At 56.9% G+C, this 26,997-nt stretch carries 29 protein-coding genes; 15 read left to right on the top strand and 14 right to left on the bottom strand.

The window, feature by feature from the left end:
- Positions 1 to 73: 73 nt before the first annotated feature.
- A complete protein-coding gene (hcp, locus tag FND52_RS08575) occupies positions 74 to 1,726 on the top strand; it encodes a hydroxylamine reductase (RefSeq protein WP_125291757.1) in 1,653 nt (550 codons plus the stop codon).
- 9 nt (positions 1,727 to 1,735) lie between these two features.
- On the top strand, positions 1,736 to 2,704 hold the full coding sequence (hcr, locus tag FND52_RS08570; protein ID WP_144130504.1) for an NADH oxidoreductase: 969 nt from the start codon (positions 1,736 to 1,738) through the stop codon (positions 2,702 to 2,704).
- Positions 2,705 to 2,740: 36 nt separating this feature from the next.
- On the opposite strand, the gene FND52_RS08565 is transcribed toward hcr, so the two are convergent.
- A complete protein-coding gene (locus FND52_RS08565; RefSeq protein ID WP_144130503.1) occupies positions 2,741 to 3,169 on the bottom strand; it encodes a DoxX family protein in 429 nt (142 codons plus the stop codon).
- Positions 3,170 to 3,314: 145 nt separating this feature from the next.
- On the opposite strand from FND52_RS08565, the gene poxB reads away from it, so the two are divergent.
- The 4 genes from poxB to FND52_RS08545 all read left to right on the top strand — a co-directional run bounded on the left by poxB (position 3,315) and on the right by FND52_RS08545 (position 8,632).
- Entirely contained in the window at positions 3,315 to 5,033 is a 1,719-nt protein-coding gene (gene poxB, locus FND52_RS08560) for a ubiquinone-dependent pyruvate dehydrogenase (RefSeq protein ID WP_144130502.1), read from the top strand.
- 38 nt (positions 5,034 to 5,071) lie between these two features.
- Positions 5,072 to 6,073, top strand: coding sequence for a low-specificity L-threonine aldolase (gene ltaE, locus FND52_RS08555; protein WP_144130500.1), 1,002 nt, complete (start codon positions 5,072 to 5,074; stop codon positions 6,071 to 6,073).
- A 12-nt stretch (positions 6,074 to 6,085) separates the two neighbouring features.
- On the top strand, positions 6,086 to 7,534 hold the full coding sequence (locus FND52_RS08550) for an SDR family oxidoreductase (RefSeq protein ID WP_144130498.1): 1,449 nt from the start codon (positions 6,086 to 6,088) through the stop codon (positions 7,532 to 7,534).
- Positions 7,535 to 7,621: 87 nt separating this feature from the next.
- A complete protein-coding gene (locus FND52_RS08545; protein WP_144130496.1) occupies positions 7,622 to 8,632 on the top strand; it encodes an NAD-dependent epimerase/dehydratase family protein in 1,011 nt (336 codons plus the stop codon).
- On the opposite strand, the gene FND52_RS08540 is transcribed toward FND52_RS08545, so the two are convergent.
- Both FND52_RS08540 and FND52_RS08535 read right to left on the bottom strand, forming a co-directional pair.
- Positions 8,629 to 9,459, bottom strand: coding sequence for an N-acetylmuramoyl-L-alanine amidase (locus FND52_RS08540; RefSeq protein WP_144130494.1), 831 nt, complete (start codon positions 9,457 to 9,459; stop codon positions 8,629 to 8,631). The genes FND52_RS08545 and FND52_RS08540 overlap by 4 nt on opposite strands.
- On the bottom strand, positions 9,456 to 9,779 hold the full coding sequence (locus FND52_RS08535) for a heavy metal-binding domain-containing protein (protein WP_125291749.1): 324 nt from the start codon (positions 9,777 to 9,779) through the stop codon (positions 9,456 to 9,458). Before FND52_RS08535 ends, FND52_RS08540 begins: the two co-directional genes overlap by 4 nt.
- A 168-nt stretch (positions 9,780 to 9,947) precedes the next feature.
- Between FND52_RS08535 and FND52_RS08530 the strand changes: the two genes are divergently transcribed.
- From FND52_RS08530 to FND52_RS08500, 7 genes are all read left to right on the top strand, one after another.
- Entirely contained in the window at positions 9,948 to 10,484 is a 537-nt protein-coding gene (locus FND52_RS08530) for a lipoprotein (protein WP_125291748.1), read from the top strand.
- A 215-nt stretch (positions 10,485 to 10,699) separates the two neighbouring features.
- Positions 10,700 to 11,428, top strand: a complete 729-nt coding sequence (gene artP, locus FND52_RS08525) for an arginine ABC transporter ATP-binding protein ArtP (RefSeq protein WP_125291747.1) — start codon at positions 10,700 to 10,702, stop codon at positions 11,426 to 11,428.
- Positions 11,429 to 11,448: 20 nt separating this feature from the next.
- A complete protein-coding gene (gene artI, locus FND52_RS08520; protein ID WP_144130492.1) occupies positions 11,449 to 12,180 on the top strand; it encodes an arginine ABC transporter substrate-binding protein ArtI in 732 nt (243 codons plus the stop codon).
- A 7-nt stretch (positions 12,181 to 12,187) separates the two neighbouring features.
- Positions 12,188 to 12,904 (top strand): arginine ABC transporter permease ArtQ, encoded by a 717-nt coding sequence (gene artQ, locus FND52_RS08515; protein WP_125291745.1) that lies wholly within the window; start codon positions 12,188 to 12,190, stop codon positions 12,902 to 12,904.
- A complete protein-coding gene (gene artM, locus FND52_RS08510; RefSeq protein ID WP_144130491.1) occupies positions 12,904 to 13,572 on the top strand; it encodes an arginine ABC transporter permease ArtM in 669 nt (222 codons plus the stop codon). The genes artQ and artM overlap by 1 nt, the downstream gene beginning before the upstream one ends.
- A 209-nt stretch (positions 13,573 to 13,781) precedes the next feature.
- On the top strand, positions 13,782 to 14,516 hold the full coding sequence (artJ, locus tag FND52_RS08505; protein WP_125291743.1) for an arginine ABC transporter substrate-binding protein ArtJ: 735 nt from the start codon (positions 13,782 to 13,784) through the stop codon (positions 14,514 to 14,516).
- Positions 14,517 to 14,634: 118 nt separating this feature from the next.
- A complete protein-coding gene (locus FND52_RS08500; RefSeq protein WP_144130489.1) occupies positions 14,635 to 14,826 on the top strand; it encodes a hypothetical protein in 192 nt (63 codons plus the stop codon).
- Between the two features lie 355 nt (positions 14,827 to 15,181).
- Here FND52_RS08500 and rlmC read toward each other — a convergent pair whose 3' ends face one another.
- The 10 genes from rlmC to FND52_RS08445 all read right to left on the bottom strand — a co-directional run bounded on the left by rlmC (position 15,182) and on the right by FND52_RS08445 (position 24,035).
- Entirely contained in the window at positions 15,182 to 16,309 is a 1,128-nt protein-coding gene (gene rlmC, locus FND52_RS08490; RefSeq protein ID WP_144130487.1) for a 23S rRNA (uracil(747)-C(5))-methyltransferase RlmC, read from the bottom strand.
- Between the two features lie 41 nt (positions 16,310 to 16,350).
- On the bottom strand, positions 16,351 to 16,821 hold the full coding sequence (locus FND52_RS08485; protein ID WP_144130485.1) for a YbjO family protein: 471 nt from the start codon (positions 16,819 to 16,821) through the stop codon (positions 16,351 to 16,353).
- 81 nt (positions 16,822 to 16,902) lie between these two features.
- A complete protein-coding gene (gene potI / locus FND52_RS08480; protein ID WP_125291739.1) occupies positions 16,903 to 17,748 on the bottom strand; it encodes a putrescine ABC transporter permease PotI in 846 nt (281 codons plus the stop codon).
- Complete coding sequence (potH, locus tag FND52_RS08475) at positions 17,745 to 18,698, bottom strand: putrescine ABC transporter permease PotH (RefSeq protein ID WP_125291738.1); 954 nt, start codon at positions 18,696 to 18,698, stop codon at positions 17,745 to 17,747. Before potH ends, potI begins: the two co-directional genes overlap by 4 nt.
- Before the next feature lie 9 nt (positions 18,699 to 18,707).
- Complete coding sequence (gene potG, locus FND52_RS08470; RefSeq protein WP_125291737.1) at positions 18,708 to 19,841, bottom strand: putrescine ABC transporter ATP-binding subunit PotG; 1,134 nt, start codon at positions 19,839 to 19,841, stop codon at positions 18,708 to 18,710.
- A gap of 119 nt (positions 19,842 to 19,960) precedes the next feature.
- Positions 19,961 to 21,073 carry a spermidine/putrescine ABC transporter substrate-binding protein PotF gene (gene potF, locus FND52_RS08465; protein WP_125291736.1) on the bottom strand — a complete coding sequence of 371 codons (1,113 nt, stop codon included), beginning with the start codon at positions 21,071 to 21,073 and terminating at the stop codon, positions 19,961 to 19,963.
- Between the two features lie 371 nt (positions 21,074 to 21,444).
- Positions 21,445 to 21,924, bottom strand: coding sequence for a type III secretion system chaperone family protein (locus FND52_RS08460; protein WP_125291735.1), 480 nt, complete (start codon positions 21,922 to 21,924; stop codon positions 21,445 to 21,447).
- Between the two features lie 134 nt (positions 21,925 to 22,058).
- On the bottom strand, positions 22,059 to 22,961 hold the full coding sequence (gene rimK / locus FND52_RS08455) for a 30S ribosomal protein S6--L-glutamate ligase (protein WP_125291734.1): 903 nt from the start codon (positions 22,959 to 22,961) through the stop codon (positions 22,059 to 22,061).
- Positions 22,962 to 23,038: 77 nt separating this feature from the next.
- On the bottom strand, positions 23,039 to 23,761 hold the full coding sequence (nfsA, locus tag FND52_RS08450; protein ID WP_125291733.1) for an oxygen-insensitive NADPH nitroreductase: 723 nt from the start codon (positions 23,759 to 23,761) through the stop codon (positions 23,039 to 23,041).
- Entirely contained in the window at positions 23,745 to 24,035 is a 291-nt protein-coding gene (locus FND52_RS08445) for a DUF1418 family protein (protein WP_125291732.1), read from the bottom strand. Before FND52_RS08445 ends, nfsA begins: the two co-directional genes overlap by 17 nt.
- Positions 24,036 to 24,231: 196 nt before the next feature.
- On the opposite strand from FND52_RS08445, the gene FND52_RS08440 reads away from it, so the two are divergent.
- A complete protein-coding gene (locus FND52_RS08440) occupies positions 24,232 to 24,498 on the top strand; it encodes a GrxA family glutaredoxin (RefSeq protein WP_125291731.1) in 267 nt (88 codons plus the stop codon).
- 41 nt (positions 24,499 to 24,539) lie between these two features.
- Here FND52_RS08440 and ybjM read toward each other — a convergent pair whose 3' ends face one another.
- Entirely contained in the window at positions 24,540 to 24,902 is a 363-nt protein-coding gene (gene ybjM, locus FND52_RS08435) for an inner membrane protein YbjM (protein WP_125291730.1), read from the bottom strand.
- 290 nt (positions 24,903 to 25,192) lie between these two features.
- On the opposite strand from ybjM, the gene FND52_RS08430 reads away from it, so the two are divergent.
- Positions 25,193 to 26,881 carry an aspartate:alanine antiporter gene (locus FND52_RS08430; RefSeq protein ID WP_125291729.1) on the top strand — a complete coding sequence of 563 codons (1,689 nt, stop codon included), beginning with the start codon at positions 25,193 to 25,195 and terminating at the stop codon, positions 26,879 to 26,881.
- The last annotated feature ends 116 nt before the right edge of the window (positions 26,882 to 26,997 follow it).

The following is a 26,997-nucleotide window of genomic DNA, read 5'->3' as shown; positions in this document are numbered from 1 at the left end:
AAATCACTTTTAACCCCTTACACAGACGCATAATCTTAAACATGTATATTAAATATAACTTTAAGGTATCATTATGTTTTGTGTGCAATGTGAACAAACCATCCGTACTCCTGCCGGCAACGGCTGCTCATACGCTCAGGGTATGTGCGGCAAAACTGCCGAAACATCCGACCTGCAAGACTTACTGATTGCCGCACTGCAAGGCCTGTCCGCATGGGCGGTCAAAGCACGTGAACTGGGTATTATCGATCATGAAATCGATAACTTCGCCCCGCGCGCGTTCTTCTCTACCCTGACCAACGTTAACTTCGACTCCCCACGCATCGTTGGCTATGCCCGCGAAGCCATCGAAAAACGCGAAGCGCTGAAAGCGCGCTGTCTGGAAGTGGATGCCAACGCCACCGTTGACAACCCAATGGCGGACCTGCAACTGGTCAGCGCCGATCTGGGCGATTTACAGCGTCAGGCGGCGGAATTTACCCCGAACCGCGACAAAGCCGACATCGGCGAAAACATTCTCGGTCTGCGCTTACTGTGCCTGTATGGCCTGAAAGGCGCGGCGGCGTACATGGAGCACGCCCACGTGCTCGGCCAGTACGACAATGAAATTTATGCGCAGTACCACCAGTTTATGGCGTGGCTGGGCACCTGGCCTTCCGATATGAACGCGCTGCTGGAATGCTCCATGGGCATCGGCCAGATGAACTTTAAAGTGATGAGCATCCTGGACGCGGGCGAAACTGGCAAATACGGCCACCCGACTCCGACCCAGGTTAACGTCAAACCGGTTGCTGGCAAATGTATCCTGATTTCTGGTCACGACCTGCTGGATCTGCACAACCTGCTGGAGCAGACCGAAGGCACCGGCGTTAACGTTTATACCCACGGTGAAATGCTGCCGGCCCACGGCTACCCGGAGCTGCGTAAATTCAAACACCTAGTCGGTAACTACGGCAGCGGCTGGCAAAACCAGCAAACCGAATTCGCCCGCTTCCCTGGCCCGATCGTGATGACCTCTAACTGCATCATCGACCCGACTGTCGGTAGCTACGACGACCGCATCTGGACCCGCAGCATTGTCGGTTGGCCGGGCGTGAACCACTTGGAAGGCGACGATTTCAGCCCGGTAATCGAGCAGGCGCAACAGCTGCCTGGCTTCACTTACAGCGAAATCGAACACCTGATCACCGTGGGTTTTGGCCGTGAAACCCTGCTGGGCGCTGCCGATTCCCTGATCGACCTGGTAAGCCGTGAAAAGCTGCGCCATATCTTCCTGATCGGCGGCTGTGACGGCGCGCGCGGCGAGCGTAACTACTTCACTGATTTCGCCACCAGCGTCCCGCAGGATTGCCTGATACTGACCCTGGCGTGCGGTAAATACCGTTTCAATAAACTCGACTTCGGCAACATTGAAGGCCTGCCGCGTCTGGTGGATGCTGGTCAGTGTAACGATGCTTACTCTGCCATCATCCTCGCCGTGACCCTGGCGGAAAAACTCGGCTGCGGCGTGAACGATCTGCCGCTGTCGCTGGTGCTCTCCTGGTTCGAACAGAAAGCGATTGTGATCCTGCTGACCCTGCTGTCGCTGGGCGTGACCAACATCGTCACCGGCCCGACTGCGCCAGGCTTCCTGACGCCGGATCTGCTGGCTGTGCTTAACGAGAAGTTTGGTCTGCGTTCCGTGACCACCGTTGAAGAAGATATGCAGCAGCTGCTGAGCGCGTAAGGAGAACCTATGACGATGCCAACCACTCAATGCCCGTGGCGGATGCAGGTACACCACATCCAACAGGAAACCCCGGATGTCTGGACCCTGTCGCTGTTCTGCCACGATCATTATTCGTACCAGGCCGGACAGTATGCGCTGGTGAGTATCCGTAACAGTGCAGACACTCTGCGCGCCTATACGATTTCGTCAACGCCTGGCGTCAGCCCGTTTATTACGCTGACCATCCGCCGCATCGACGAGGGGGTTGGCTCGCAATGGCTGACCGGTGAAGTAAAACGTGGCGACTATATCTGGCTGTCGGACGCCCAGGGCGACTTTATCTGCGAAGATAAAACCACCGACCGCTTCCTGCTGCTGGCGGCGGGCTGCGGCGTGACGCCGATTATGTCGATGCGCCGCTGGCTGGCGAAAAACCGCCCGCAGGCGGACGTGCAGGTGATTTATAACGTCCGTTCACCGAAAGACGTGATTTTCGCCGAAGAGTGGAAAAATTACCCGGTTACCCTGGTGGCGGAAGTCACCAACCAGCCGGGCTTTATCGAAGGCCGCCTGACCCGCGAGATCCTGGCCGCCGTGCCGGATATCGCATCGCGCACCGTGATGACCTGCGGCCCCGCGCCGTACATGGACGCGGTTGAAGAGAACGTCAAAGCGCTGGGCGTGACCCAGTTCTTTAAAGAGAAATTCTTTACGCCCGTTGCCGAAGCGGCCACCAGCGGCCTGAAATTCACCACGCTGACCCCAGCCCGTAAATTCTACAGCCCGGTGGGCACCACGCTGCTGGAAGCGCTGGAAAGCAATAAAGTGCCGGTCAACGCCGCCTGTCGCGCCGGAGTATGCGGCTGTTGCAAAACCCGCGTGGTTTCCGGCGAGTACACGGTTAACAGCACCATGACGCTCACCGAGCGGGAAATCGCTGAAGGCTATGTGCTGGCCTGCTCGTGCCACCCGCAAGGGGATTTAGTACTGGCTTGATTGAGTTAAAAAAGGCGCTGAAAAGCGCCTTTTTCTTTACCGCCACTGCCCGCCCAACGCGTAACGTCCCGCCCCGAGAAACGCCACCGCCAGCGCCGCCACGAAGAAGTAGACCAGGCTTTCAATCGCCCATGCGCCCACTTTATCGAGCATAAAGGTTTTATCCAGCCCCACCAGCAGCCACGCCACCACCATAGTAAACGCCAGACCCAGCGCGGACAGCCGCGTCAGGATGCCGAGGATAATCAGCACCGGCGCAAGTACCTCCCCCAGCAGCACGCCATAGGCGACAAACCCCGGAATGCCGTGCGCGGCCAGCATGCCCGCGATCCCGTCCACGCCGCCAAACAGCTTATGCAGGCCGTGAAACAGCATCAGGCCGCCCACGCTCAGCCGTAACAGCAGCTTACCCAGATCGTCCTTACTCAATGCGCTGTTAACCGCGCCCATCGCCTTCGCCACCATAAAACCCCCATGATTTGTGTGAGATGAGAATAATTTACACTTAATTTTTATCGGCAGTGAGCTGCTGAAAATGAGAGGTTATCCGGTCTGCATCCGGTAATGGACTACGCTTTAAGCGAAATCAGAAAGTATAAAAGGAGATCCGATGAAACAGACCGTTGCGGCGTATATCGCCAAAACCCTGGAGCAGGCTGGCGTGTCGCGTATCTGGGGGGTAACCGGGGACTCATTAAACGGGTTGAGTGACAGCTTAAACCGCATGGGCACTATTGACTGGATGCCGACGCGCCACGAAGAGGTCGCGGCATTTGCGGCGGGCGCGGAAGCGCAGCTTACCGGGCAACTGGCGGTGTGCGCTGGCTCCTGCGGGCCGGGTAATCTCCATTTAATTAACGGGCTGTTTGACTGCCACCGCAACCACGTGCCGGTGCTGGCGATCGCCGCGCATATCCCGTCGAGCGAAATCGGCAGCGGCTATTTTCAGGAAACCCATCCCCAGGAGCTGTTTCGCGAATGCAGCCACTATTGCGAACTGGTGTCTAATCCAGAGCAAATCCCGCAGGTGCTGGCGATTGCCATGCGCAAAGCGGTGCTGAACCGCGGCGTATCGGTGGTGGTTTTGCCGGGGGACGTGGCGCTACAGCCCGCGCCGGAAACCGCCAGCACCCACTGGTATCCGGCTCCGCAGCCGGTTGTGGTACCGGAAGAGAGCGAACTGAAAAAACTGGCCCAGGTGCTGCGTTATTCGAGCAATATTGCGCTGATGTGCGGTAGCGGCTGCGCCGGGGCGCATCAACCGCTGATTGCCTTCGCCGAAAAACTGAAAGCACCCATCGTCCATGCGCTGCGCGGCAAAGAGCACGTCGAATACGACAACACTTACGATGTGGGGATGACCGGGCTGATCGGCTTTTCATCGGGCTATCACACCATGATGAATGCCGACACGGTGATTTTGCTCGGCACCCAGTTCCCCTACCGGGCGTTTTACCCTACCGACGCCAAAATCATCCAGATTGATATCAATCCGGGCAGCATCGGCGCACACAGCAAAGTCGATATCGCGCTGGTGGGTGATATTCGCGCCACGCTTACCGCCCTGCTGCCGCTGCTGGAAGAGAAAACCGACCGTAAGTTCCTTGATAAGGCGCTGGAGAATTATCAGGAGGCGCGTAAAGGGCTGGACGATCTGGCGAAGCCAGGCGACAAGCAAATTCACCCGCAGTATCTGGCCCAGCAGATCAGCCAGTTTGCCGACGACGACGCCATCTTTACCTGCGATGTAGGCACGCCAACCGTCTGGGCGGCGCGCTATCTGAAAATGAACGGTAAACGCCGGTTACTCGGTTCGTTCAACCACGGCTCGATGGCTAACGCCATGCCACAGGCGCTGGGCGCGAAAGCCAGCGCGCCGCAGCGTCAGGTCATTGCCATGTGCGGCGACGGCGGGTTCAGCATGCTAATGGGCGATTTCCTGTCGGTGGTGCAGATGAATCTGCCGATCAAAATCGTGGTGTTTAACAACAGCGTGCTGGGATTTGTGGCGATGGAGATGAAAGCGGGCGGCTATCTGACCGACGGCACCGACCTGCATCAAACCAATTTCGCCGCTATCGCCAACGCCTGCGGCATCACCGGGATCCGGGTAGAAAAACCCGAGGAGCTGGACGCGGCGCTGAACCAGGCGTTTAAAACCGACGGTCCAGTGCTGGTGGATGTGGTGGTGGCGAAAGAGGAATTAGCCATCCCGCCGCAAATCAAACTTGAGCAGGCTAAAGGGTTCAGCCTGTATATGCTGCGCGCCATTATCAGCGGGCGCGGCGACGAAGTTCTGGAGCTGGCTAAAACCAACTGGTTCCGGTAAAAAGTAGGGCATCTCCTCGATAATTAAAAGGATATGCCGTGATTGACTTACGCAGTGATACCGTAACCCGGCCAGGGCGCGCCATGCTGGAACAGATGATGGCGGCCCCGGTTGGGGATGACGTCTACGGGGACGACCCGACCGTTAATGAACTCCAGGCTTACGCAGCCCAACTCAGCGGAAAAGAAGCCGCTTTATTCCTTCCTACCGGCACCCAGGCCAACCTTGTCGCGCTACTGAGCCACTGCGAGCGCGGCGAAGAGTACATTGTCGGCCAGGCGGCCCATAACTATCTGTTTGAAGCGGGCGGCGCGGCGGTGCTGGGCAGTATTCAGCCGCAGCCGATTGAAGCAGAGCTGGACGGTACGCTGGCGCTGGATAAGGTGGCCGCTAAAATTAAACCTGACGATATCCACTTTGCCCGCACCCGCCTGCTGGCGCTGGAAAACACCCACAACGGCAAAGTGCTGCCGCGCGAATACCTTCAGCAAGCGTGGGAATTCAGCCGCGAGCGCGGCCTGGCGCTGCATGTCGACGGCGCGCGTATTTTTAACGCCGTGGTGACTTACGGCTGCCAGCTGGAAGAGGTGGTCCGCTACTGCGATTCGTTCACCATCTGCCTGTCTAAAGGCCTGGGTACGCCGGTGGGATCGCTGCTGGTCGGTAGCCGCGATTACATCAAACGCGCTACCCGCTGGCGGAAAATGGTCGGCGGCGGGATGCGCCAGGCCGGGATCCTGGCGGCGGCGGGGCTTTACGCGTTGCAGAACAACGTAGATCGCCTGAAGGACGATCACGATAACGCTGCCTGGCTGGCCGATGCGCTAAAAGGCATTGGCGCAGACGTGCGGCGTCAGGAGACCAATATGCTGTTTGTGCGCGTGCCGCAGCAGGACGTCGCCGCGCTGGGCGAGTTTATGAAGCGCCGCAATATTCTGATCAGCGCCGCACCGGTGACCCGTCTGGTAACGCATCTGGACGTCAGCCGCGAGCAGCTCGCGGAAGTGGTCGACAGCTGGCAGCAGTTTCAACAACGGTAACGAGGAGCAGGGATGAGCGAGCCGCAGCGGATACTGGTTCTTGGGGCCAGCGGGTATATCGGGCAACATTTACTCCCGAGGCTAAGCGCCGAAGGGCATCAGGTCATTGCCGCTGCGCGCAGCGTAGAACGGCTGGAAAAGCGCCAGCTGCCGGGCGTGACCTGCCGCTCCCTGGATTTACTGTGGCCGGAAAACTTGCCCGATCTGCTGGCAGGCGTCGACACGCTCTATTATCTGGTCCACAGCATGGGCGACGGGCGCGATTTCGTGGAGAAAGAGCGCCAGGCGGCGCTCAATCTGCGCGATGCGCTGCGCCAGACTCCGGTGCGCCAGGTGATATTTTTAAGCTCTCTGCAAAGTAAAGACGCGCCGTCGGATCATCTGCGGGCGCGCCAGTTAACCGCCGACACGCTGCGCGATTCCGGCGTGCCGGTAACTGAACTCCGGGCGGGCATTATCATCGGCGCAGGCTCCGCCGCGTTTGAAGTCATGCGCGATATGGTTTACAACCTGCCGGTGCTGACGCCGCCGCGCTGGGTGCGCTCGCGCACTACTCCCATCGCGCTGGAAAATCTGCTGGTGTATCTGCTGAAGCTGCTCGATCACCCGTCCACCGGGCACCGCATCCTGGAGGCCGCCGGGCCAGAGGTGCTGAGCTATCAGGAACAGTTTGAGCGGTTTATGAAGATCAGCGGCCGCCATCGCCCGCTGATCCCGATCCCCTTCCCCACCAGTTGGATCTCGGTGTGGTTTCTTAACATGATCACCTCAGTGCCGCCTGCTATCGCCCGGGCGTTGATCCAGGGGCTGAAGCACGATCTGCTGGCAGACGACAGCGCCCTGCGCGAATTAATCCCCCAACGGCTGATTTCCTTTGACGATGCGGTTCGCGAAACGCTGAAAGAAGAGGACAAGCTGGTGAATTCCAGCGACTGGGGCTATGACGCCCAGGCGTTCGCCCGCTGGCGGCCTGAGTACGGCTACTACCCAAAACAGGCGGGTTTTACGCTGAAAACCTCCGCCAGCCTTGAGTCGCTGTGGAACGTCGTCAACCGCATCGGCGGGAAAAAAGAGCGCTACTTCTTCGGCAACTACCTGTGGAGCACCCGCGCGGGCATCGATCTGCTGCTCGGCCATAAGCTGGCGAAAGGCCGCCCGGAAAATGCCCTGTTGCAGGTCGGCGACGCCGTGGACAGCTGGAAGGTGATTATCGTCGAGCCGGAAGCCCAGCTAACGCTGCTGTTCGGCATGAAGGCACCGGGGCTGGGGCGGCTGTCGTTTAATTTACGCGATCTGGGGCCGGAGCGATCGCTGGACGTTCGCGCCTGGTGGCACCCGCACGGCACGCCCGGTTTATTCTACTGGCTGGTGATGATCCCAGCGCATTTGTTTATCTTTCGCGGCATGGCGCGTCAGATTTGCCGCCTTGCCGAGCAGGAAGAGCAAAAACTCCGGCGCTAACTCTGAATCTTTCGCTATTCTGATTGCATAGCCGTTGATTTCACGAAAGAATGCGCGGCGTTATTTTCTCTGACAGAGCGGGCAGCAATGAAGGTACTGGTCACGGGCGCCACCAGCGGTTTAGGCCGAAACGCGGTCGAATATTTACGCCACAAAGGGGTAAGCGTCCGCGCCACCGGCCGCAATGAGGCCATGGGCAAGCTGCTGCAAAAAATGGGCGCGGAATTTATCCACGCTGATTTAACCGAGCTGGTCTCTTCTCAGGCCAAACAGATGCTGGCGGGCATTGATACCCTGTGGCACTGCTCCGGTTTTACCTCGCCGTGGGGCACCCAGCAGGCGTTTGATATGGCTAACGTGCGCGCGACCCGTCGGCTTGGCGAATGGGCCGTCGCCTGGGGCGTGCGCAACGTGGTGCATATCTCCTCGCCGTCGCTCTATTTCGATTATCATCACCATCGCGATATCAGCGAAGAGTTCCGCCCGGTGCGCTTCGCCAATGAGTTTGCCCGCAGTAAAGCCGCGGCGGAAGAGGTCATTCAGCTGCTGGCGCAGGCCAACCCCCATACCCGGTTTACCATTCTGCGTCCGCAAAGCCTGTTTGGGCCGCACGATAAGGTGTTTTTTCCGCGGCTGGTGCAGATGATGCGTCACTACGGCAGCATTTTACTGCCGCGCGGCGGAGATGCGCTGGTGGATATGACCTATCACGAAAACGCCGTGCATGCGATGTGGCTGGCCAGTTCGGCAAGCTGCGATGCATTGCCGTCCGGGCGCGCGTTTAACATCACTAACGGCGAGGCGCGACCGCTGCGCCAGATTGTTGAGCAGCTGATTGCCGAACTGGGTATTCGCTGCCGCATCCGTTCCGTGCCGTATCCGATGCTGGATATCATCGCCCGCAGCCTGGAGCGGATGGGCAACAAGTCGGAAAAAGAGCCCGCCCTCACCCATTACGGGGTTTCCAAGCTCAATTTCGATTTCACCCTCGACATCAGCCGCGCTGAAAATGAGCTGGGCTACCAGCCTATCGTCAGCCTGGATGAAGGCATCACCCGCACCGCGCTGTGGCTAAAGGATCACGGTACGCTGCGTTAACCCCGTCCGTATTTTTCCAGTAACGCCTGGGCGATGGCCAGGGTTTCGGCATCGGCCACGCCGTCATAGCGCGCGGGCCGAAAATGCATCTGGAAGGCCTCGATCACCCGCTTTTGCTGGGCGGGCGTCATCTCCGGCGTCACTTCATACCCGTACTGGGCCAACAGCGCCAGCAGCTCGCCGCTGTCTACCGGCTGATAAGGGCTTTGGCCCATCAGCCAGAAATTTACCCGCGCCGGATCGGGCCATGCGCCGATGCCCTGCTTCGCCAGCTCCGCCCACGGAAACAGCGGGCCAGGATCGTCTTTGCGCTGGGGGGCGATGTCGGAATGCGCAACCACGTTCACCGGGAGTATGTTGTAACTATTAATGATATCCCGCGCCAGTTTCGCCAGCACCGCAATCTGCGCCGGGTTAAACGGCGCAAACTGCTTTTGGCCGCCCTGCCGCCGCCAGCCGCGGTTTTCCAGTTCGATGCCAATCGAGGTGTCGTTGATCCGGTTGGTGCCGCGCCAGTAGCTAATGCCCGCATGCCACGCCAGCTCCTGTTCCGGCACCAGTTGCCAGATCACCGGCTTGCCGTTGCGTACCGGCGGGTTATCCGGCACCAGATAATGGGCGCTGACGTTGCGGTCGGTGAGCGTGGCGAGGGAACTGTCAAAATCATCGGCGGTGTAATGGATCACCAGTACTTTGATGCGCGGATACGCCGCCTGGGCCGGGCGGCGAAGATCCACCTGGTAATCGCCCCGGTCGACGACACCCTTCTCCCCTGCACAGCCCGCCAGCAGCGCCGCCAGGATAATCAGAAGCGCACGCATGCTCATCGACGGGTTTTCACCGCCGTTCCGGTGACGCTGACCATCAGCATGCTGCTGTCTTTGCCCACGGTTTCATAATCGATATCAATGCCGATCACCGCATCGGCCCCTAAACCCCGGGCCTGCTCTTCCAGCTCGCGAAAGGCGATTTCCCGCGCTTTGCGCAGCTCTTTTTCATAGGAGCCGGAACGCCCGCCGACGATGTCGCGGATGCCCGCAAAAAAATCGCGGAAAATATTAGCGCCGAGGATCGCCTCGCCGGTCACCACGCCGCAGTACTCGACAATGGCGTGCCCTTCAAGATTCGGGGTAGTAGAAAACTGCATAATCGCTCCTTCTTTGGCTATCAATGCGTTAGCACAGATTATCAGACACGGGTATCAATCGATACGCTATGCTTACCTGAGGCCCGCTGGCGCGCCAGCACTGGCGGGGTCAACCTAAGCAATGCTCTGACAAATACCGTAGTCCTTCAGAGAAGATAAGGAAATAAAATGCGCCCATTAGCTTTGACTCTTGTTTTGCCCTGCGCGCTGTTGCTCAGCGCCTGCGCCACCGACTCGACCACGGCATTTAAGGATATCGGCACCCGCAGCGGCCCTTGTGTTGAAGGCGGCCCGGACAGCGTCGCGCAAAAATTCTATGACTATCGCATCGCGAATCCCGCTGTCGGCACCAGCAATCTCGGCGCGCTGCGCCCCTGGCTGAGTGACGATTTATACGCGGAACTGCAAAAAGCCAGCACCGACAGTACCAACAGCGCGTTCCTGCGCAGCGATATTTACTCCAGCCGCACCATCGCGCCATCTCAGGCCAGTGTGTCCAGCGCCTCGACTATCCCGAATACCGATGCACGAAATATTCCGCTACGCGTGGCGTTAAACCAGGGTAGCGAGCGTTGGCAGGATGAAGTGCTGATGATCCGCGAAGGCCAGTGCTGGGCGGTGGACGATGTGCGCTATCTTGGCGGCTCGGTGCATGCCCCGGCCGGTACGCTGCGCCAGTCGATTGAGAACGATCTGCGTACCTGACAGGCGCTGCCAGCGGGATGGGAACGGCGGGTTTGAAAATAGTCTGACTTTACTGCATAAACTGGATTTTTATTCTCGCCTCCCTCCTGCCCCGTTATTTTGTGCTAAGTTTAAGGCGCAACAGGGGATATTTTTAAGTTTTAACCCACAAATATTGCATAACTATTCTGCTAACGTTACTATTCGCGGTCTCAATTGCTATTCAACAGTTTCGCATGAGTATTCAACTAAACGGCATTAATTGCTTCTACGGCGCACATCAGGCGCTGTTTGACATCACCCTACATTGCCCTCAGGGCGAAACGCTGGTGCTGCTTGGTCCAAGCGGCGCGGGAAAGAGCTCGCTGCTGCGCGTACTCAATTTGCTTGAGATGCCGCGCTCCGGGCAGCTCACTATCGCCGGTAACCACTTTGACTTTGTCAAAACGCCGGACGATAAAGCGATCCGCGAACTGCGCCAGAACGTAGGCATGGTCTTTCAACAGTACAATCTGTGGCCCCATCTGACGGTGCTGCAAAATCTGATTGAAGCGCCGTGCCGCGTGCTGGGCCTTAGCAAAGCAGACGCCCGCGCCCGCGCCGATAAACTGCTGGAGCGCCTGCGCTTAACGCCGTATGTGGATCGCTATCCGCTGCATCTTTCCGGCGGCCAGCAGCAACGCGTGGCGATTGCCCGCGCCCTGATGATGGAGCCGCAGGTGTTGCTGTTTGATGAGCCAACCGCGGCGCTGGATCCAGAAATCACCGCGCAAATCGTCAGTATCATCCGCGAACTTTCACAAACCGGGATCACCCAGGTTATCGTCACCCATGAAGTTGAAGTGGCGCGCAAAACCGCGAGCCGCGTGGTGTATATGGAAAACGGCCATATCATCGAGCAAGGGGATGCGAGTTGCTTTACCCACCCGCAGACCGACGCGTTTAAATACTACTTATCTCACTGATGTTGATCGGGACAATGACAATGAAAAAAGTACTGATTGCCACGCTGCTTGCCAGCATGAGCCTGTCCGCCGCGGCGGCGCAGACCATTCGTTTTGCTACGGAAGCCTCCTACCCTCCGTTTGAATCAATGAACGACAAAAACGAGATCGTCGGTTTTGACGTGGATCTGGCGAATGCGCTGTGTAAAGAGATCGACGCCACCTGTACCTTCACTAACCAGGCGTTTGATAGCCTGATCCCAAGCCTGAAATTCCGCCGTTTCGACGCGGTGATGGCGGGTATGGATATCACCCCTGAGCGTGAAAAGCAGGTGCTGTTTACCAATGCTTATTACGACAACTCCGCGCTGTTTGTGGGCCAGCAGGGTAAAGTCGCCAGCATTGACCAGCTGAAAGGCAAAAAAGTGGGCGTCCAGAACGGCACCACCCACCAGAAATTCATTAACGATAAGCACCCGGAAATCACCACCGTACCGTATGACAGCTACCAGAACGCCAAGCTGGATCTGCAAAATGGCCGTATTGACGCGGTATTCGGCGATACCGCCGTGGTGACCGAGTGGCTGAAGAGCAACGACAAACTGGCTGCCGTTGGCGATAAAGTGACCGACAAAGATTACTTCGGCACCGGTTTGGGCATCGCGGTTCGTCAGGGCAACACCGAACTCCAGCAGAAATTTAACACCGCGCTGGACAAGGTGAAGAAAGACGGCACCTACGAAACTATCTATAACAAATGGTTCCAGAAGTAATATCTGAATGAACGAAATGTTTCCTTTAGCAAGCGCCGCCGGGATGACCGTCGGCCTTGCCGTTTGCGCGCTGATCATCGGCCTGGTGCTGGCGATGATCTTCGCGGTTTGGGAGTCTGCTAAATGGCGGCCTCTCGCCTGGATCGCCACCGGCCTGGTCACGATGTTCCGTGGGCTGCCGGAAATTCTGGTGGTGCTGTTTATCTATTTTGGCTCGTCACAGCTGCTGCTCCTGCTTTCTGATGGCTTCACCCTGAATCTCGGCTTTGCGCAAATCCCGGTGCAAATGGAGATCGAGAATTTTGACGTCAGCCCGTTCCTGTGCGGCGTGATTGCCTTGTCGCTGCTGTATGCCGCCTATGCTTCGCAAACCCTGCGCGGCGCGCTGAAAGCGGTGCCAGTAGGCCAGTGGGAATCCGGCCAGGCGTTGGGTCTGTCAAAGGTCGCGATTTTCTTCCGGCTGGTGATGCCGCAGATGTGGCGTCATGCCCTGCCCGGCCTCGGCAACCAGTGGCTGGTGCTGCTCAAGGACACCGCGCTGGTGTCGTTAATTAGCGTGAACGATTTAATGCTGCAAACCAAAAGCATCGCTACCCGTACTCAGGAGCCGTTTACCTGGTACATCGTGGCGGCGGCAATCTATTTAGTGATTACGCTTATCAGCCAGTACATCCTGAAACAGATCGATCGGCGCGCCACGCGCTTTGAGCGGAGACCAGGCTGATGCTGGAATATTTACCCGAACTCCTCAAAGGCCTGCAAACCAGCCTGACGCTTACCGTGGCGTCGCTGATTGTGGCGCTGATCCTCGCGCTGCTGTTCACCGTGGTGCTGACCCTGAAAACGCCAGTGCTGTCGTGGGTGGTGCGCGGTTACATTACGCTGTTTACCGGCACTCCGCTGCTGGTGCAGATCTTCCTGATTTACTACGGTCCGGGGCAATTCCCGACGCTGCAGGAATATCCGGGGCTGTGGCATCTGCTGTCTGAACCATGGCTGTGCGCGCTGCTGGCGCTGTCGCTCAACTCGGCGGCATATACTACGCTGCTGTTCTACGGGGCGATTCGCGCTATCCCGGAAGGGCAATGGCAGTCCTGCCAGTCGCTGGGGATGAGCAAGAAAGACACGCTGGCGATTTTGCTTCCTTATGCATTTAAGCGCGCCCTGTCGTCCTACTCCAACGAAGTGGTGCTGGTATTCAAAAGTACCTCGCTGGCCTACACCATCACGCTGATGGAAGTGATGGGCCACGGCCAACTGCTGTACGGCAGAACCTATGATGTGATGGTGTTTGGCGCAGCTGGCGTTATCTACCTGATCGTTAACGGTTTACTGACGCTGATGATGCGTCTGATCGAGCGTCGCGCGCTGGCGTTTGAACGCCGTAACTGATGCTAAACATCCGGCCCGCGGCACTCTGTCGCGGGCCGGTTTATGGATAATTTTTCCCTGCGGTTATTGGCCCTTTCCCTTTCGTACCCCCTCGCGCCTTAAAATATAATTATACATTTTTATTGCATATAAATTCATTAGCTGGCATGGTGTATTCACGCCGGGTAAACGGCGATCCAGAATAAAAATTGACAGACGGGAGCTATACAATGAAAAAGTTACTTTTGGCGGCAATCCTCTCTACGGTGGCGATTTCTGCGGGTGCAGCAGAGAAAATCAGCTTTGGCTCTTCGGCCACCTACCCGCCTTTTGAATCGCTGGACGCCAACAACCAGATCGTCGGTTTTGATATCGATCTCGCCAAAGCGTTATGCAAACAAATGCAGGCGGAGTGTACTTTCACTAACCACGCATTTGACAGCCTGATCCCGTCCCTCAAATTCAAAAAATACGACGCGGTGATTTCTGGTATGGACATTACGCCTGAGCGCAGCAAGCAGGTGGCCTTTACCGAGCCGTACTACGCCAACTCCGCGCTGGTGATCGCGAAGAAAGACACTTACAAATCTTTTGATGATTTGAAAGGCAAACGTATCGGCATGGAAAACGGCACCACGCACCAGAAATACCTGCAGGATAAGCACCCGGAAGTGAAAACCGTGGCGTATGACAGCTATCAGAATGCGATTATCGACCTGAAAAATGGCCGTATTGATGGCGTCTTTGGCGACACCGCCGTGGTGAACGAGTGGCTGAAAACCAACCCACAGCTGGGTGTGGCGACGCCGAAAGTGACCGACCCGCAGTATTTTGGGACGGGTTTGGGGATCGCGGTGCGTCCGGATAATGTGGCGCTGCTGAAGAAGTTTAATGATGCGCTGGCGGCGATTAAAGCGGATGGTACTTATCAGCAGATTAATGATAAGTGGTTCCCGGCACAGTAATTTTTCCATTTGGTGGAAGGGTTCCGCATTTAGTGGAATTGTTCCGTTCGCCAGGCGTTCGTGGCTCAACGTGACTCCGTAGCACGCGAACGGGCAAAGGGGGATTCCGCATCCCCCTTTGCAATCCCCGCTCCCGGCCAGCAAAATCGGCGGCTTCGCCGCTGCCCTCGGCTCCATCTCCTCGCTTCAGGTCGGTCGTGATGCTACATCCTGTAGCTCACGACCTCAGACCCGCATCCCTGCGGGTCTGACCTGGCTCGTCAATTACGCCTCGGCGATTTTGATGCCGGACCAACACCCCCAACTGTAAGCGGATTTGTTTTTCAGCGACAACATTGTCTCTGCCAGTCTTCGGGATTACAGCGAGGGTTTTCACTCCCCATCGAAATCGCCGAGGCGTTCGCGGGAGGCCGGGGCAAGCCGCAGGGATGCGGCTTGAGGGCGAGAAAGGCAGGATGCCGTATCTCGCCCGACCCGGAGCCGGACGCGATAAGCCGAGGGTACCGCGAAGCGGCGATTTCGCGCGGGGGAGCCGGGGTCGCCAGGGGGGCGGCGGCGAGCCCACCTGGCCCGTTCGCGTACACTGGCGCTGAAGACTGACTCGAAAGCCCAGGCGAACGGAACAATTCCACCGAACGGAACAATTCCACAATACCAAAACCCCCTCACCCCCTCTGTAACAACGTCAGCACCTCATAATGCCCGGTATGCGGAAACATATCGAACAACTGAGTCCTGACAATCCGATACCCCGGCAGCATGCGAATATCCTTCGCCATCGTCTGCGCATTACAGCTGGAATAAAGAATCGTCTCCGGTGCCATCGCCGATAAAAACTCGCACAGCTCAGCGCCAATCCCACGGCGCGGCGGGTTAACCACCACCAGATCAGGAATATCCTGCTGGCCAGTGGCGAAACGGGTCGAATCCAGCGCCTGAAAATGCACGTCGGTCAGGCCCAACATCGCGGCGGACTGCGTCGCGCTGGCGATAGCCTCGGGCGCAATCTCAATCCCGGTGAGACGCATCTGCGGCGTGGCGCAGTGCAACCCAAACCCGCCGACGCCGCAAAACAGATCCCACATATGCGTCACCGGCAAGGCGCGTACCCAGTCGCGAGCGGTGGCGTACAGCTGGCTCGCAACCAGCGGATTGGTCTGGAAAAAACTTTGCGGACGGATCCACAGCGGCACGCCGTTAAAATTCTCCTCCAGCGCACGATCTGCGGTGAAAACAATCTCCTGCTCCCCTTCCATAATCGCCATATGCACCGGCTGGATATTGGCGGAGATGACCCTGAGCTGGGGCAGCTGTTCCCGCAGCCACGGCAGCGCCGCTTCAAGCTGGGGAAATTTAGCGTCAGAACGCAGCACAAAACGCAGCATCATGCCGCCATCGAGCGTGCTTTCGGTAAGCAGCAGATATTTCAGCTCGCCGCGCTTGCGCGCCACGTTATAGGGGGTTAATCCGGCGCGGGCGATAAACGGCTTCAGCACCGCAAACACCCGGCGGAACGCGTCGGAATAGAGCGGGCAGTCGGTTAAATCCACCGCGCTGCCGTCGCGGTTCAGAATGCCGAGCAGCGGTTTCTCCACGCTGCCGCTGACCACCATTTTGGCCTTATTGCGAAACGCGCGCTCCTCCCCCGCCACCGGGTCGCACCACTGGCCAACGGGGAGATCGCCAAGCAACTGGCGGAGATCGGTCATTTTGTCCTGGAGCTGTTGCTGCCGGGATTTTTCAATCCACGTGCAGGAGCGACAGCGCCCGGCATCATAGAGAGCGCACTGCATAGTAAAACCTTAGAAACGGAGGGCGCAGGATTGTACCACCGTTATTGCAACTGGAAAAACCGACGGCTCTGCACCGGTAAAAATAGCAGGACGAGGATCATGATATCCGGGGTTTTCTGCATCACCAGAGAATGAAGGATCTCCCGTTTGGTTTCCCCGGCGATGCTGAACAGCTCAGGGTAACCCCAGCCCAGCGATGCGGCCCACAGATAGCCGCTGGCGGCGATTTGCGAGAGCAGGTAAATCCAGCGTCCCCAGTTTCGCCCTTTGATAATGGCGAAAGCGCAGCGAAACTCGATGCATAACAGTAGCAGACTGGAGAGAAACACCAGCGTCAGGCTCCAGGTCTGGACGCTACGGTGAATAAAATCCATCGCGCCGCGCAGCCCCAGCATATTAAACACCATCAGCAGATCGACACAGCGGGTGGTGATAATGGCAATAGCCGCAATATATACCAGCGTGGGTACATTGAGGCGGGCGTGATTATGGTGTGATCGGGTAAAGATCATCGCTATGTTTCTGGCATCCCTGAATCATAGTGCCGCGACGAACGCGGCACTATTAGCTAATAATCTCAGATTTTAGAGTCTTCAACCGGTTCTTGCACGCTGGATGTCTTTCTGGCGCTGTTTTTCGGAGCGCGCCATAAGATACCAGGCGATTAAACCGATAATTCCCACCACCCCGAGGATGATCGACGCCAGGGCGTTGATCTCCGGGTTGACCCCCATGCGCACGCTGGAGAACACCAGCATCGGCAGAGTTGTCGCCCCCGGGCCGGAGACAAAGCTGGCGATCACCAGGTCATCCAGCGACAGAGTAAATGCCAGCAGCCAGCCAGACAAAATCGCCGGCATGATCATCGGCAAAGTGATCACGAAGAACACTTTCACCGGCGTGGCACCCAGATCCATCGCCGCCTCTTCGATAGAACGATCCAGTTCGCGCAGGCGGGCGCTGATCACCACTGCCACATAGGCGGTACAGAAAGTGACGTGTGCCAGCCAGATGGTGAGCATACCGCGCTCTGACGGCCAGCCAATGGCATTGCCCAGCGCCACGAACAGCAGCAGCAGCGACAGCCCGGTGATCACGTCCGGCATCACCAGCGGCGCGGTCAGCATAAACGCAAAGCCGTTGGCTCCGCGAAAACGCCCAAAACGCACCATTACCACCGAAGCAATCGTTCCCAGCACTACCGCCATGGTGGCAGCCAGGGCAGCGATGGTCAGGCTCAGCCCAACCGCGCTCATCATTGCGCTGTCCTGGAACAGTTCGCTGTACCAGCGGGTCGACCAGCCGGCCCACACCGTTACCAGTTTGGAGCTGTTAAAGGAGTAGATCACCAGCATCAACATCGGCGCGTACAGGAACGTAAAGCCGATCAGCAAAATCAAAATGCGCCACGGGGAGCGCACGACGGGTAAATTATTCATGCGTGATCTCCCGTGGATTTATTCTGATGCTTGTGGAACCACATGATCGGCACAATCAGGATCACCAGCATGGTGATCGCCACCGCCGAGGCTACCGGCCAGTCGCGGTTGTTAAAGAACTCCTGCCACAGCACGCGGCCAATCATGATGCTGTCCGGGCCGCCCAGCAGTTCAGGGATCACAAACTCTCCGACCGCCGGGATAAACACCAGCATCGATCCGGCGATAATCCCGCCTTTGGTCAGCGGCACAATCACCGTGAAGAAGGTTTTCAACGGGCGCGCGCCCAGATCCAGCGCCGCTTCCACCAGCGAGTAATCAATTCGCGTCAGCGCGGTGTAAATCGGCAGCACCATAAACGGCAGATAGGCATAGACAATGCCGATGTACACCGCCAGGTTGGTGTGCAGGATGGTTAACGGCTGATCGATAACTCCCAGCCACAGCAGCACGTTATTCAGCACCCCGTTCTCCTTGAGGATGCCCATCCAGGCATACACGCGGATCAGGAACGAGGTCCATGACGGCAGGATCACCAGCAGTAGCAGGATATTGCGCGTCGACGGGCTGCTGTGCGCCACCGCCCAGGCCAGCGGATAACCCAGCAGCAAACAGCACAGCGTCGAGATCCCCGCCACCTGCAACGACTGCAAATAGGCTTCAAAATAGAGCGGATCGTCGGTTAACTGCAGGAAGTTGGCGAGATTCAGCATGATCGACAACTGCGAATCCTCGACGCTCACCAGATCGGTGTACGGCGGGATCGCTCGCGCCATTTCCGCCAGGCTGATTTTAAACACAATCAGGAACGGCAGCATAAACAGCAGGATCAGCCACAGGTACGGCAGCGCGATCACCAGCTTGCGGCCATGAGCCATCTGCATCCGCGCCAGCCAGGCCTTAAAGCCGGTGACGTGCTGGACCTCGCGGCGTTCAGGTAAACTACTCATCACGCCTCCTTAAACCGTCAGAACCACACAGCTGTCGGCGTCCCAACACAGACGCACTTCGTCGCCCCAGGTTGGCGCGCCTTTGCGGTAGCGATAAGCGTTCTGCAACTGGGCGGTGATCATCTGCCCGCTTTTCAGGCGCACGTGATAGATCGACAGATCGCCCAGATAGGCAATATGCACCACTTCACCCACGGCAAAGTTATAGCCGTCGGCAGGCGGCTCTTCGCAGAGCATGACTTTTTCCGGGCGCAGCGCCACGTGTACCGGTACGCCGTCCACCACCGAGGCATCCGGATCGACCTTCAGCGGGTGCATCAGACCTGGGGAGTCGATCACCAGACCGTCTTCCTCGCGGGATTTCAGCAGCCCGTCGAACACGTTCACCGAGCCGATAAATTCCGCGCTGTAGCGGGTGGTGGGATGCTCGTAAATCTCTTCCGGCTCGCCAATCTGCACGAACTTACCGCGGTTCATAATGGCGATACGTCCGGCCATGGTCATGGCCTCTTCCTGATCGTGGGTGACCATCACACAGGTCGCGCCGACGCGCTCCAGGATATCCACCACTTCAAGCTGCATCCGGTCGCGCAGTTTTTTGTCCAGCGCGCCCATTGGCTCGTCGAGCAGCAGCAGTTTCGGGCGCTTCGCCAGGCTGCGCGCCAGCGCCACGCGCTGGCGCTGGCCGCCGGAAAGCTGGTGCGGCTTGCGTTTGGCGAACTCCTGCATATGCACCAGGGTCAGCATCTCTTCGACCCGCGCGGCGATCTCACCGCGCGGCAGTTTGTCCTGCTTCAGGCCAAAGGCGATATTCTGCTCCACCGTCATATGGGGGAACAGCGCGTAGGACTGGAACATCATATTGATTGGGCGCTGGTACGGCGGTACGCGGGATAAATCCACGCCATCCAGCAAAATCTGGCCTTGAGTGGGGATCTCAAAACCCGCCAGCATCCGCAGCAGGGTTGATTTACCGCACCCGGAGGCACCGAGCAGGGCGAAAATTTCGCCTTTATAGATAGTCAGGCTGACGTCGTCCACGGCATGCTGGCCGTCAAAGGATTTAGTCAGGTTGCGGATTTCCAGCAGCGGGGTGAGCGCTTTGCGGGTTTTCGCCTGTGGGCGGGGGATAGCGTCGTTCAATTATTGCTCTCCGGCAAAAGCATGAATACCTGTGCGGCCCGGTTGTCGCACTAATAACGGGGCAGAGACCGGCTCGCCTCTGCCCCACGCCAGGGCAGTCCTGGCATCACTGGCGGTAATTACTTGCCGCTTTTCACTTTGGTCCAGGCACGGGTGCGGACGCGGTCGATTTTTGGATCCTGCACTTTCAGCGTGAACAGTTTCGCCATTACATCCGCAGGCGGGTAAATGCCCGGGTTGTCGCGCACTTCCGCGCTGACCAGTGGAGTCGCTTCTTTGTTGGCGCTGGCGTAGAACACGTAATCGCTGATGTGGGCGATCACGTCCGGACGCATCAGGTAATTCAGGAACTGATAGGCTTCTTCTTTGTTTTTAGCGTCAGTCGGCATGGCGAAGACGTCAAAGAAGGCCAACGCCCCTTCTTTAGGAATGGTGTAGGAGACATTGACGCCGTTTTTGGCTTCTTTGGCGCGGTTCGCCGCCTGCCATACGTCCCCTGCCCAGCCGATGGCTACGCAGATATCGCCGTTCGCCAGGTCGTTAATGTACTGGGACGAGTGGAAGTAACGAATATTCGGACGCAGCTTCAGCAGCAGATCGGTCGCCGGGCCGGTGTAATCATCGGCTTTTTCGCTGTTCGGATCTTTGCCCAGGTAGTTCAGCACGGTGGCGAACACCTCTTCAGGCGCATCAAGGAAAGAGACGCCGCAGCTTTTCAGCTTCTCAAGGTTTTCCGGCTTCAGCACCAGGTCCCAGCTGTTCAGCGGCACGTCGCCGCCCAGCGCGGCTTTCACTTTATCAACGTTATAGCCGATGCCGGTGGTGGCCCAGAGATACGGCATGGCATATTTATTTTCCGGATCGTGTTTTGCCGTCAGCTTCAGCAGTTCAGGGTCGAGGTTTTTCCAGTTCGGCAACTTGCTTTTATCCAGCGGCTGGAACACGCCGGCGGCCAGCTGGCGCTCAAGGAAGCTGGCAGACGGCACCACCAGGTCGAAACCGGTGCTGCCCGCCATGAGTTTGCCTTCCAGCACTTCGTTGGAATCGAACACGTCGTAAACCACTTTAATGCCGGTTTCTTTGGTGAAGTTTTCGATGGTGTCCGGGGCAATATAGTCTGACCAGTTATACACGTGCAGTGTTTTTTGTTCGGCAGCCATGACGCTTGCAGAGGCTGCCATCAGCGCACCGGCAACCACACCCGACAACCATTTTTTTCTTTGGGTGAACATATCTGTTTCCTTCTGAATAAAGGGTAAAAACTCGTTGTTTTCCGAGCTAAATTTACGCAATTACACATCTGCAATGAAACATATGCAATTTTCGTGCATATTTGGTCATGCTGCGCAGAAAAAGGATCGACCATTCTTCGGCAGACAATGCAGGCTTTTTTCGCTTCGCAAGAATAACTGTAGGATATGTCCAGGACTATAGCCCGGTAGAAAAAATGCGTTTTATCAATTTTTTAGACTGAATCGCTCTATCACCTCGGCTAAAAAGGGGATAAAGGTAGTGAAATATTCTTTATCAGGCGGTTAACGGCAGAATAATTAAATGTGATACGCAGTCGCCCTGGCAGCGACTGCGGCAGGAATCAGCGCCGTTAGTGAAGAAAATGGGTATGCATTTCGACGCTATTTTTCTCTTCGTCTTCGGCGGTAAAGAGTAAATGATGCGATCCCGCTTCCAGAATCACCATCGAAATCTGCTCTTCACTCTGGCGGAAAAACGCCGCGAACTGTTCGAACGTCACGCCCACGCTGACGGACAGCGACTGGCACACCACCATTTTCGGCATGTTATCGTCCTGAATATCCAGGAAGGCTTTCACCGTCAGGGAGCTGGCGTTAATCGCCGACAAATCGCAGGCCAGCGGCAGCAGTGCAGACGGTTTTACTTCCGCCAGTGCCGAGAACAGTATGGTGTTATCCAGCAAATCGACTTTAGCATCGAAGATGCCGTCAAAATTTTGCATGTGGGGCAAATGCAACGCCTGGCAGGTATCGCACTCGAAAAAACTCACCTCTAACTGTTCAAGCCAGTGGCGCAGTGTGTCCAGACTGGGGACGACGAGTGAATCCATAAAAACTGAACCCTCTTAATTCGCGGTTCGCGATATGCGGTGAATGATAGCTGGCCGATAGCTTACGCAAAAAGCCCCCCCGATACTACGTTTTAGGGCGCATCCTTTAATCTGACGCAAACCTGTGGGGCGCTTCAACCACCAATTTTTAGACAAAAACCCGGCCTGGCGTTTTTTTCAATCCACTGGATCATCAGGGTGGCGATATCAATGCCGGTGGTGTTTTCGATGCCTTCCAGGCCTGGCGATGCGTTAACCTCCATCACCAGCGGGCCGCGGTCGGAACGCAGGATATCCACCCCCGCCACGTCCAGCCCCATCGTGCTGGCCGCGCGTAAAGCGATCTCCCGCTCGCGTGGAGTAATATCCGCTACCCGCGCCACGCCGCCGCGGTGCAGGTTGGAGCGGAAATCCCCCTCTTTCGCCTGGCGTTCAATGGCGGCGACCACCCGATCGCCCACCACCAGGCAACGCACGTCCCGGCCTTTGGCTTCTTTGATGTATTCCTGCACCAGAATATGGGCGTTGAGGCCGCGAAACGCATCAATCACGCTCTCCGCCGCCTGGCGCGTTTCCGCCAGCACCACGCCAATCCCCTGAGTGCCCTCCACCAGTTTCACCACCAGCGGCGCGCCGCCCACCATTTCGATCAAATCGCTGGTGTCGTCCGGCGAATGGGCAATGCCGGTAACCGGCAAATCAATCCCCTGGCGCGCCATCAGTTGCAGGGAGCGCAGCTTATCGCGGGCGCGGGTAATGGCGACGGATTCATTCAGCGGATAGCTGCCCATCATTTCGAACTGGCGCAGCACGGCGGTGCCGTAAAAGGTGATGGCGGAACCAATGCGCGGGATCACCGCATCATAATGGGGCAGCTTGCGCCCTTTGTAGTGCATCGAGGGCGACAGCGGATTGATATTCATATAACAGGAGAGCGGGTCGAGAATTTCGACAAAATGTCCGCGCCGCATCGCGGCTTCGCGCAGTCGCTTACACGACCACAAGGTTCCATCCCGGGATAAAACGGCGATTTTCATCCTTCACCTCGCTCTCACTGGTATTGACCGGCACATCATACACGGCCCGTTACCAACTGCGTAGCGAGCCTGGACAATTAACGCGTGGCGAACCCCTGTTTATGTAAAAAGTCGAGAATAAACGGGCGGTTTTCTTTAATGATGGTGCGGCGGATATGGTCGCTCCAGGTATCCCGGCGGTTATTGCTGTCGCGGGTGAGATAGTAGCGCGCCAGCTCCTCGTCATAGGCGGCCAGCGCCTCGCGATCCAGCGGCTGGTAGCGATTTTCATGCACCACAATGGCGGTCGGCAGACGCGGTTTTACGTCCGGGTTATCAGCAGGCCAGCCGAGGCACAGGCCGAATAGCGGCAGCACCTGTTGCGGAAGACCCAGCAGTTCAGTTACCGCCTCGATATTGTTACGGATACCACCAATATATACGCCGCCCAGCCCCAGCGATTCTGCCGCCACCATGGCGTTTTGTCCCATCATCGCGGTATCCACCACGCCTAACAGCAGCTGTTCGGCAAGGCCGAGCTGCGCGTCCGGGCTAATTTGCAGATGGCGGTTAAAATCGGCGCAGAACACCCAAAATTCCGGGGCGTGCGCCACATGCTTCTGGCCGCCGGTGAGCGGTACCAGCTTTTCACGCAGCGCCGGATCGGTAACGCGGATAATCGAACTGCACTGTAAAAAACTGGAACTGGACGCCGCGCGGGCCCCGGCAAAGATCGCCTCGCGTTGCGCGTCGGTAATCGGCTGGTCGGTAAAATGGCGGATCGAGCGGTGCGAACAGAGCAGCTCAATGGTTGGCGTCATGATGAGAGTCCTTTTCTGGCGATGATTTTGATTTGGCAGATGATTTAAACAGCAGCGGCGCCATATTCTGGCCCATGTTCCACACCAGCGCCACGGCGGCGGGTAACATCAGCAGCACGCCGAGGAACACCATGACGATGCCCCAGCTGGCATTGTTAAACGGCGCAGGCAAGTCGACATACCCTTTCAGGGATAGCCAGGCCGTGCCCAGTACGACCATGCCCACGGCCTCCAGGATCAGCACCGGTTTGGGTAAAGCACCCAGTGAGCGCATTGGGTTTCTCCTGCGGTTAAAAAAGGGAGTATAACCTGAAAACCACGCCGCCCTTTTTAGCCATAACGGCGCGATAAAAAATAGCCAATGAAAGATGACAGGTATCAAACTAAGAGGCGTAACCTGCTTTTCATTACTTAGCGTTATGGCATGATAGCCGCATTCGCCGACAGGCAATCGTTATCAAGGAGTTATCATGTTTGCAGTTATTTTTGGTCGTCCGGGCTGCCCTTACTGCGTTCGCGCTAAAGAACTGGCTGAGAAACTGACCGCCGAGCGCGACGATTTCAACTTCCGCTACGTTGATATTCACGCAGAAGGCATCACCAAAGCTGACCTGGAAAAAACCGTCGGCAAACCGGTAGAAACCGTACCGCAGATCTTCGTGGACTCTACCCACATCGGCGGCTGCACCGATTTTGAAGCCTGGGCGAAAGCCAATCTATCGCTTTATACCGCCTGATTTATCGTTCATAAAAAAACCGGCTCGCTGAGCCGGTTTTTTTATTCTGACAATTTTAACAGCTTTCGCGCGAACAGGTAGCAGAGCGCACCCAGCCCGCACCAGAATACCGCGCCAAACAGCCAGGCCACCTCCTGAAACAGCGACCGCTCAGGAATAGGCGTAATAAACACCAGCAGCAAACATAACGGCGCCGCCAGCATCGCGCCCAGCAGCGGTTTAAACAGGCGATCGTCGCGAGAGAAGAAACTGGCAATCATTCCCGGCAGAAGAAAACACAGCATGCCGAGATCGAGATGCTTCTGCACGGGATAATATCCCGACACCGAAAGCTTATGGAGAATAAATACGACCAGAAAGAGTATGAAGCTGCATACTGTACCCGGCCAAAAAGGAGCTTTCATCACCGATATCCCCTGACATTGCCCATATCAAACTAAAAACAATCACCCGGAAATACGGGTTACCCAGTTAGAATAAGCACTGCGGCAATCCCTGCCTAAAACGATTCATGACACTATTTCTCGCTAGCCGACCACGGGTAATCCGATTAAACTACCGGCCATCGTGTGTTTTTGCCCGAGATATTAATGTGATGAATGAACAATCAGCATATCTTCGATTATGGGCCAAAACAGTAGCGTAAAACATCACCCATTTCAATAGGTTACTGGTAAACGAGAAGTTAGCCGCCGTGAATATAAACGTCGCAGATTTGTTAAGCGGGAATTACATCCTGTTATTATTTGTTGTACTGGCTTTAGGACTCTGTCTTGGCAAATTACGGCTCGGTTCTGTCCAACTGGGTAATTCTATTGGCGTTTTAGTCGTCTCGTTATTATTAGGCCAGCATAATTTTTCAATTAACACCGACGCGCTGAATTTGGGCTTTATGCTGTTTATTTTTTGTGTTGGCGTGGAAGCCGGGCCTAACTTTTTCTCTATTTTTTTTCGCGATGGTAAGAATTATTTAATGTTAGCCACGGTGATGGTGGGCAGCGCTCTGCTGATCGCCCTCGGCCTTGGCAAACTTTTCGGCTGGGATATCGGCCTCACGGCGGGGATGCTGGCGGGGTCAATGACCTCGACGCCAGTGCTGGTTGGCGCGGGGGATACGCTGCGCCATTCCGGGATGGAGGGCACTACGCTCAGCACCGCACTGGATCATCTTAGCCTCGGTTACGCCCTCACCTACTTGATTGGCCTGGTCAGCCTGATTTTCGGCGCGCGCTATCTGCCAAAATTGCAGCACCAGGATCTGCAGACCAGCGCCCAGCAAATCGCCCGCGAGCGCGGGCTGGATACCGATTCCAACCGCAAAGTTTATCTGCCGGTGATCCGCGCCTACCGCGTTGGGCCAGAACTGGTGGCGTGGGCCGACGGCAAAAATCTGCGCGAACTGGGGATTTACCGCCAGACCGGCTGCTATATCGAACGCATTCGCCGTAACGGCATTCTGGCGAACCCGGATGGCGATGCGGTATTGCAGGTGGGGGATGAAATCGCGCTGGTGGGTTATCCGGACGCTCACGCCCGCCTCGACCCGAGTTTCCGCAACGGTAAAGAAGTGTTTGACCGCGACTTGCTGGACATGCGTATCGTGACCGAAGAGATCGTGGTGAAAAACCATAACGTGGTGGGCCGCCGGCTTGGTCAGATGAAGCTCACCGATCACGGCTGCTTCCTGAACCGCGTGATCCGCAGCCAGATTGAAATGCCGATCGACGACAATATCGTGCTCAACAAAGGGGATGTGTTGCAGGTGAGCGGCGACGCGCGGCGCGTGAAAACCATCGCTGACCGCATCGGGTTTATCTCGATTCACAGCCAGGTTACCGATCTGCTGGCCTTTTGCGCCTTCTTTATCATCGGCCTGATGATTGGGATGATCACTTTCCAGTTCAGCTCGTTCAGCTTTGGCATCGGTAATGCGGCCGGTCTGCTGTTCGCCGGAATTATGCTGGGCTTCTTGCGTGCCAACCACCCGACTTTCGGCTACATTCCGCAGGGCGCGCTGATGATGGTGAAAGAGTTCGGCCTGATGGTGTTTATGGCGGGCGTGGGATTAAGCGCAGGTAGCGGCATCGGCCACAGCCTGGGCGCGGTGGGCGGTCAAATGCTGATCGCCGGGCTTATCGTCAGCCTGTTGCCAGTGGTCATCAGCTTTATGTTCGGCGTCTGGGTGCTGAAAATGAACCGCGCGCTGCTGTTTGGTGCCCTGATGGGCGCACGCACCTGTGCGCCAGCCATGGAAATTATCAGCGATACCGCCCGTAGCAATATCCCGGCGCTGGGTTATGCAGGCACCTACGCTATCGCTAACGTCTTGTTAACATTGGCAGGAACGCTGATTGTCATCATCTGGCCGGGCCTGGGTTGGTAGGACGTTAAAAATTTTTGTGATTTTTTTAACTTAGGGGCGAACTTTTGAAGGCGTGCGTAGTCTGAATTAGTGCCACTGCTTTTCTTTGATGTCCCCAATTTGTGGAGCCCATCAAC

Source organism: Atlantibacter subterraneus (assembly GCF_007570865.1).
GTDB classification, from domain to species: Bacteria; Pseudomonadota; Gammaproteobacteria; order Enterobacterales; family Enterobacteriaceae; genus Atlantibacter; species Atlantibacter subterraneus.
The sequence above is the reverse complement of the archived record's forward strand: the minus strand, read 5'-3'. Positions and strand labels throughout refer to the sequence as shown.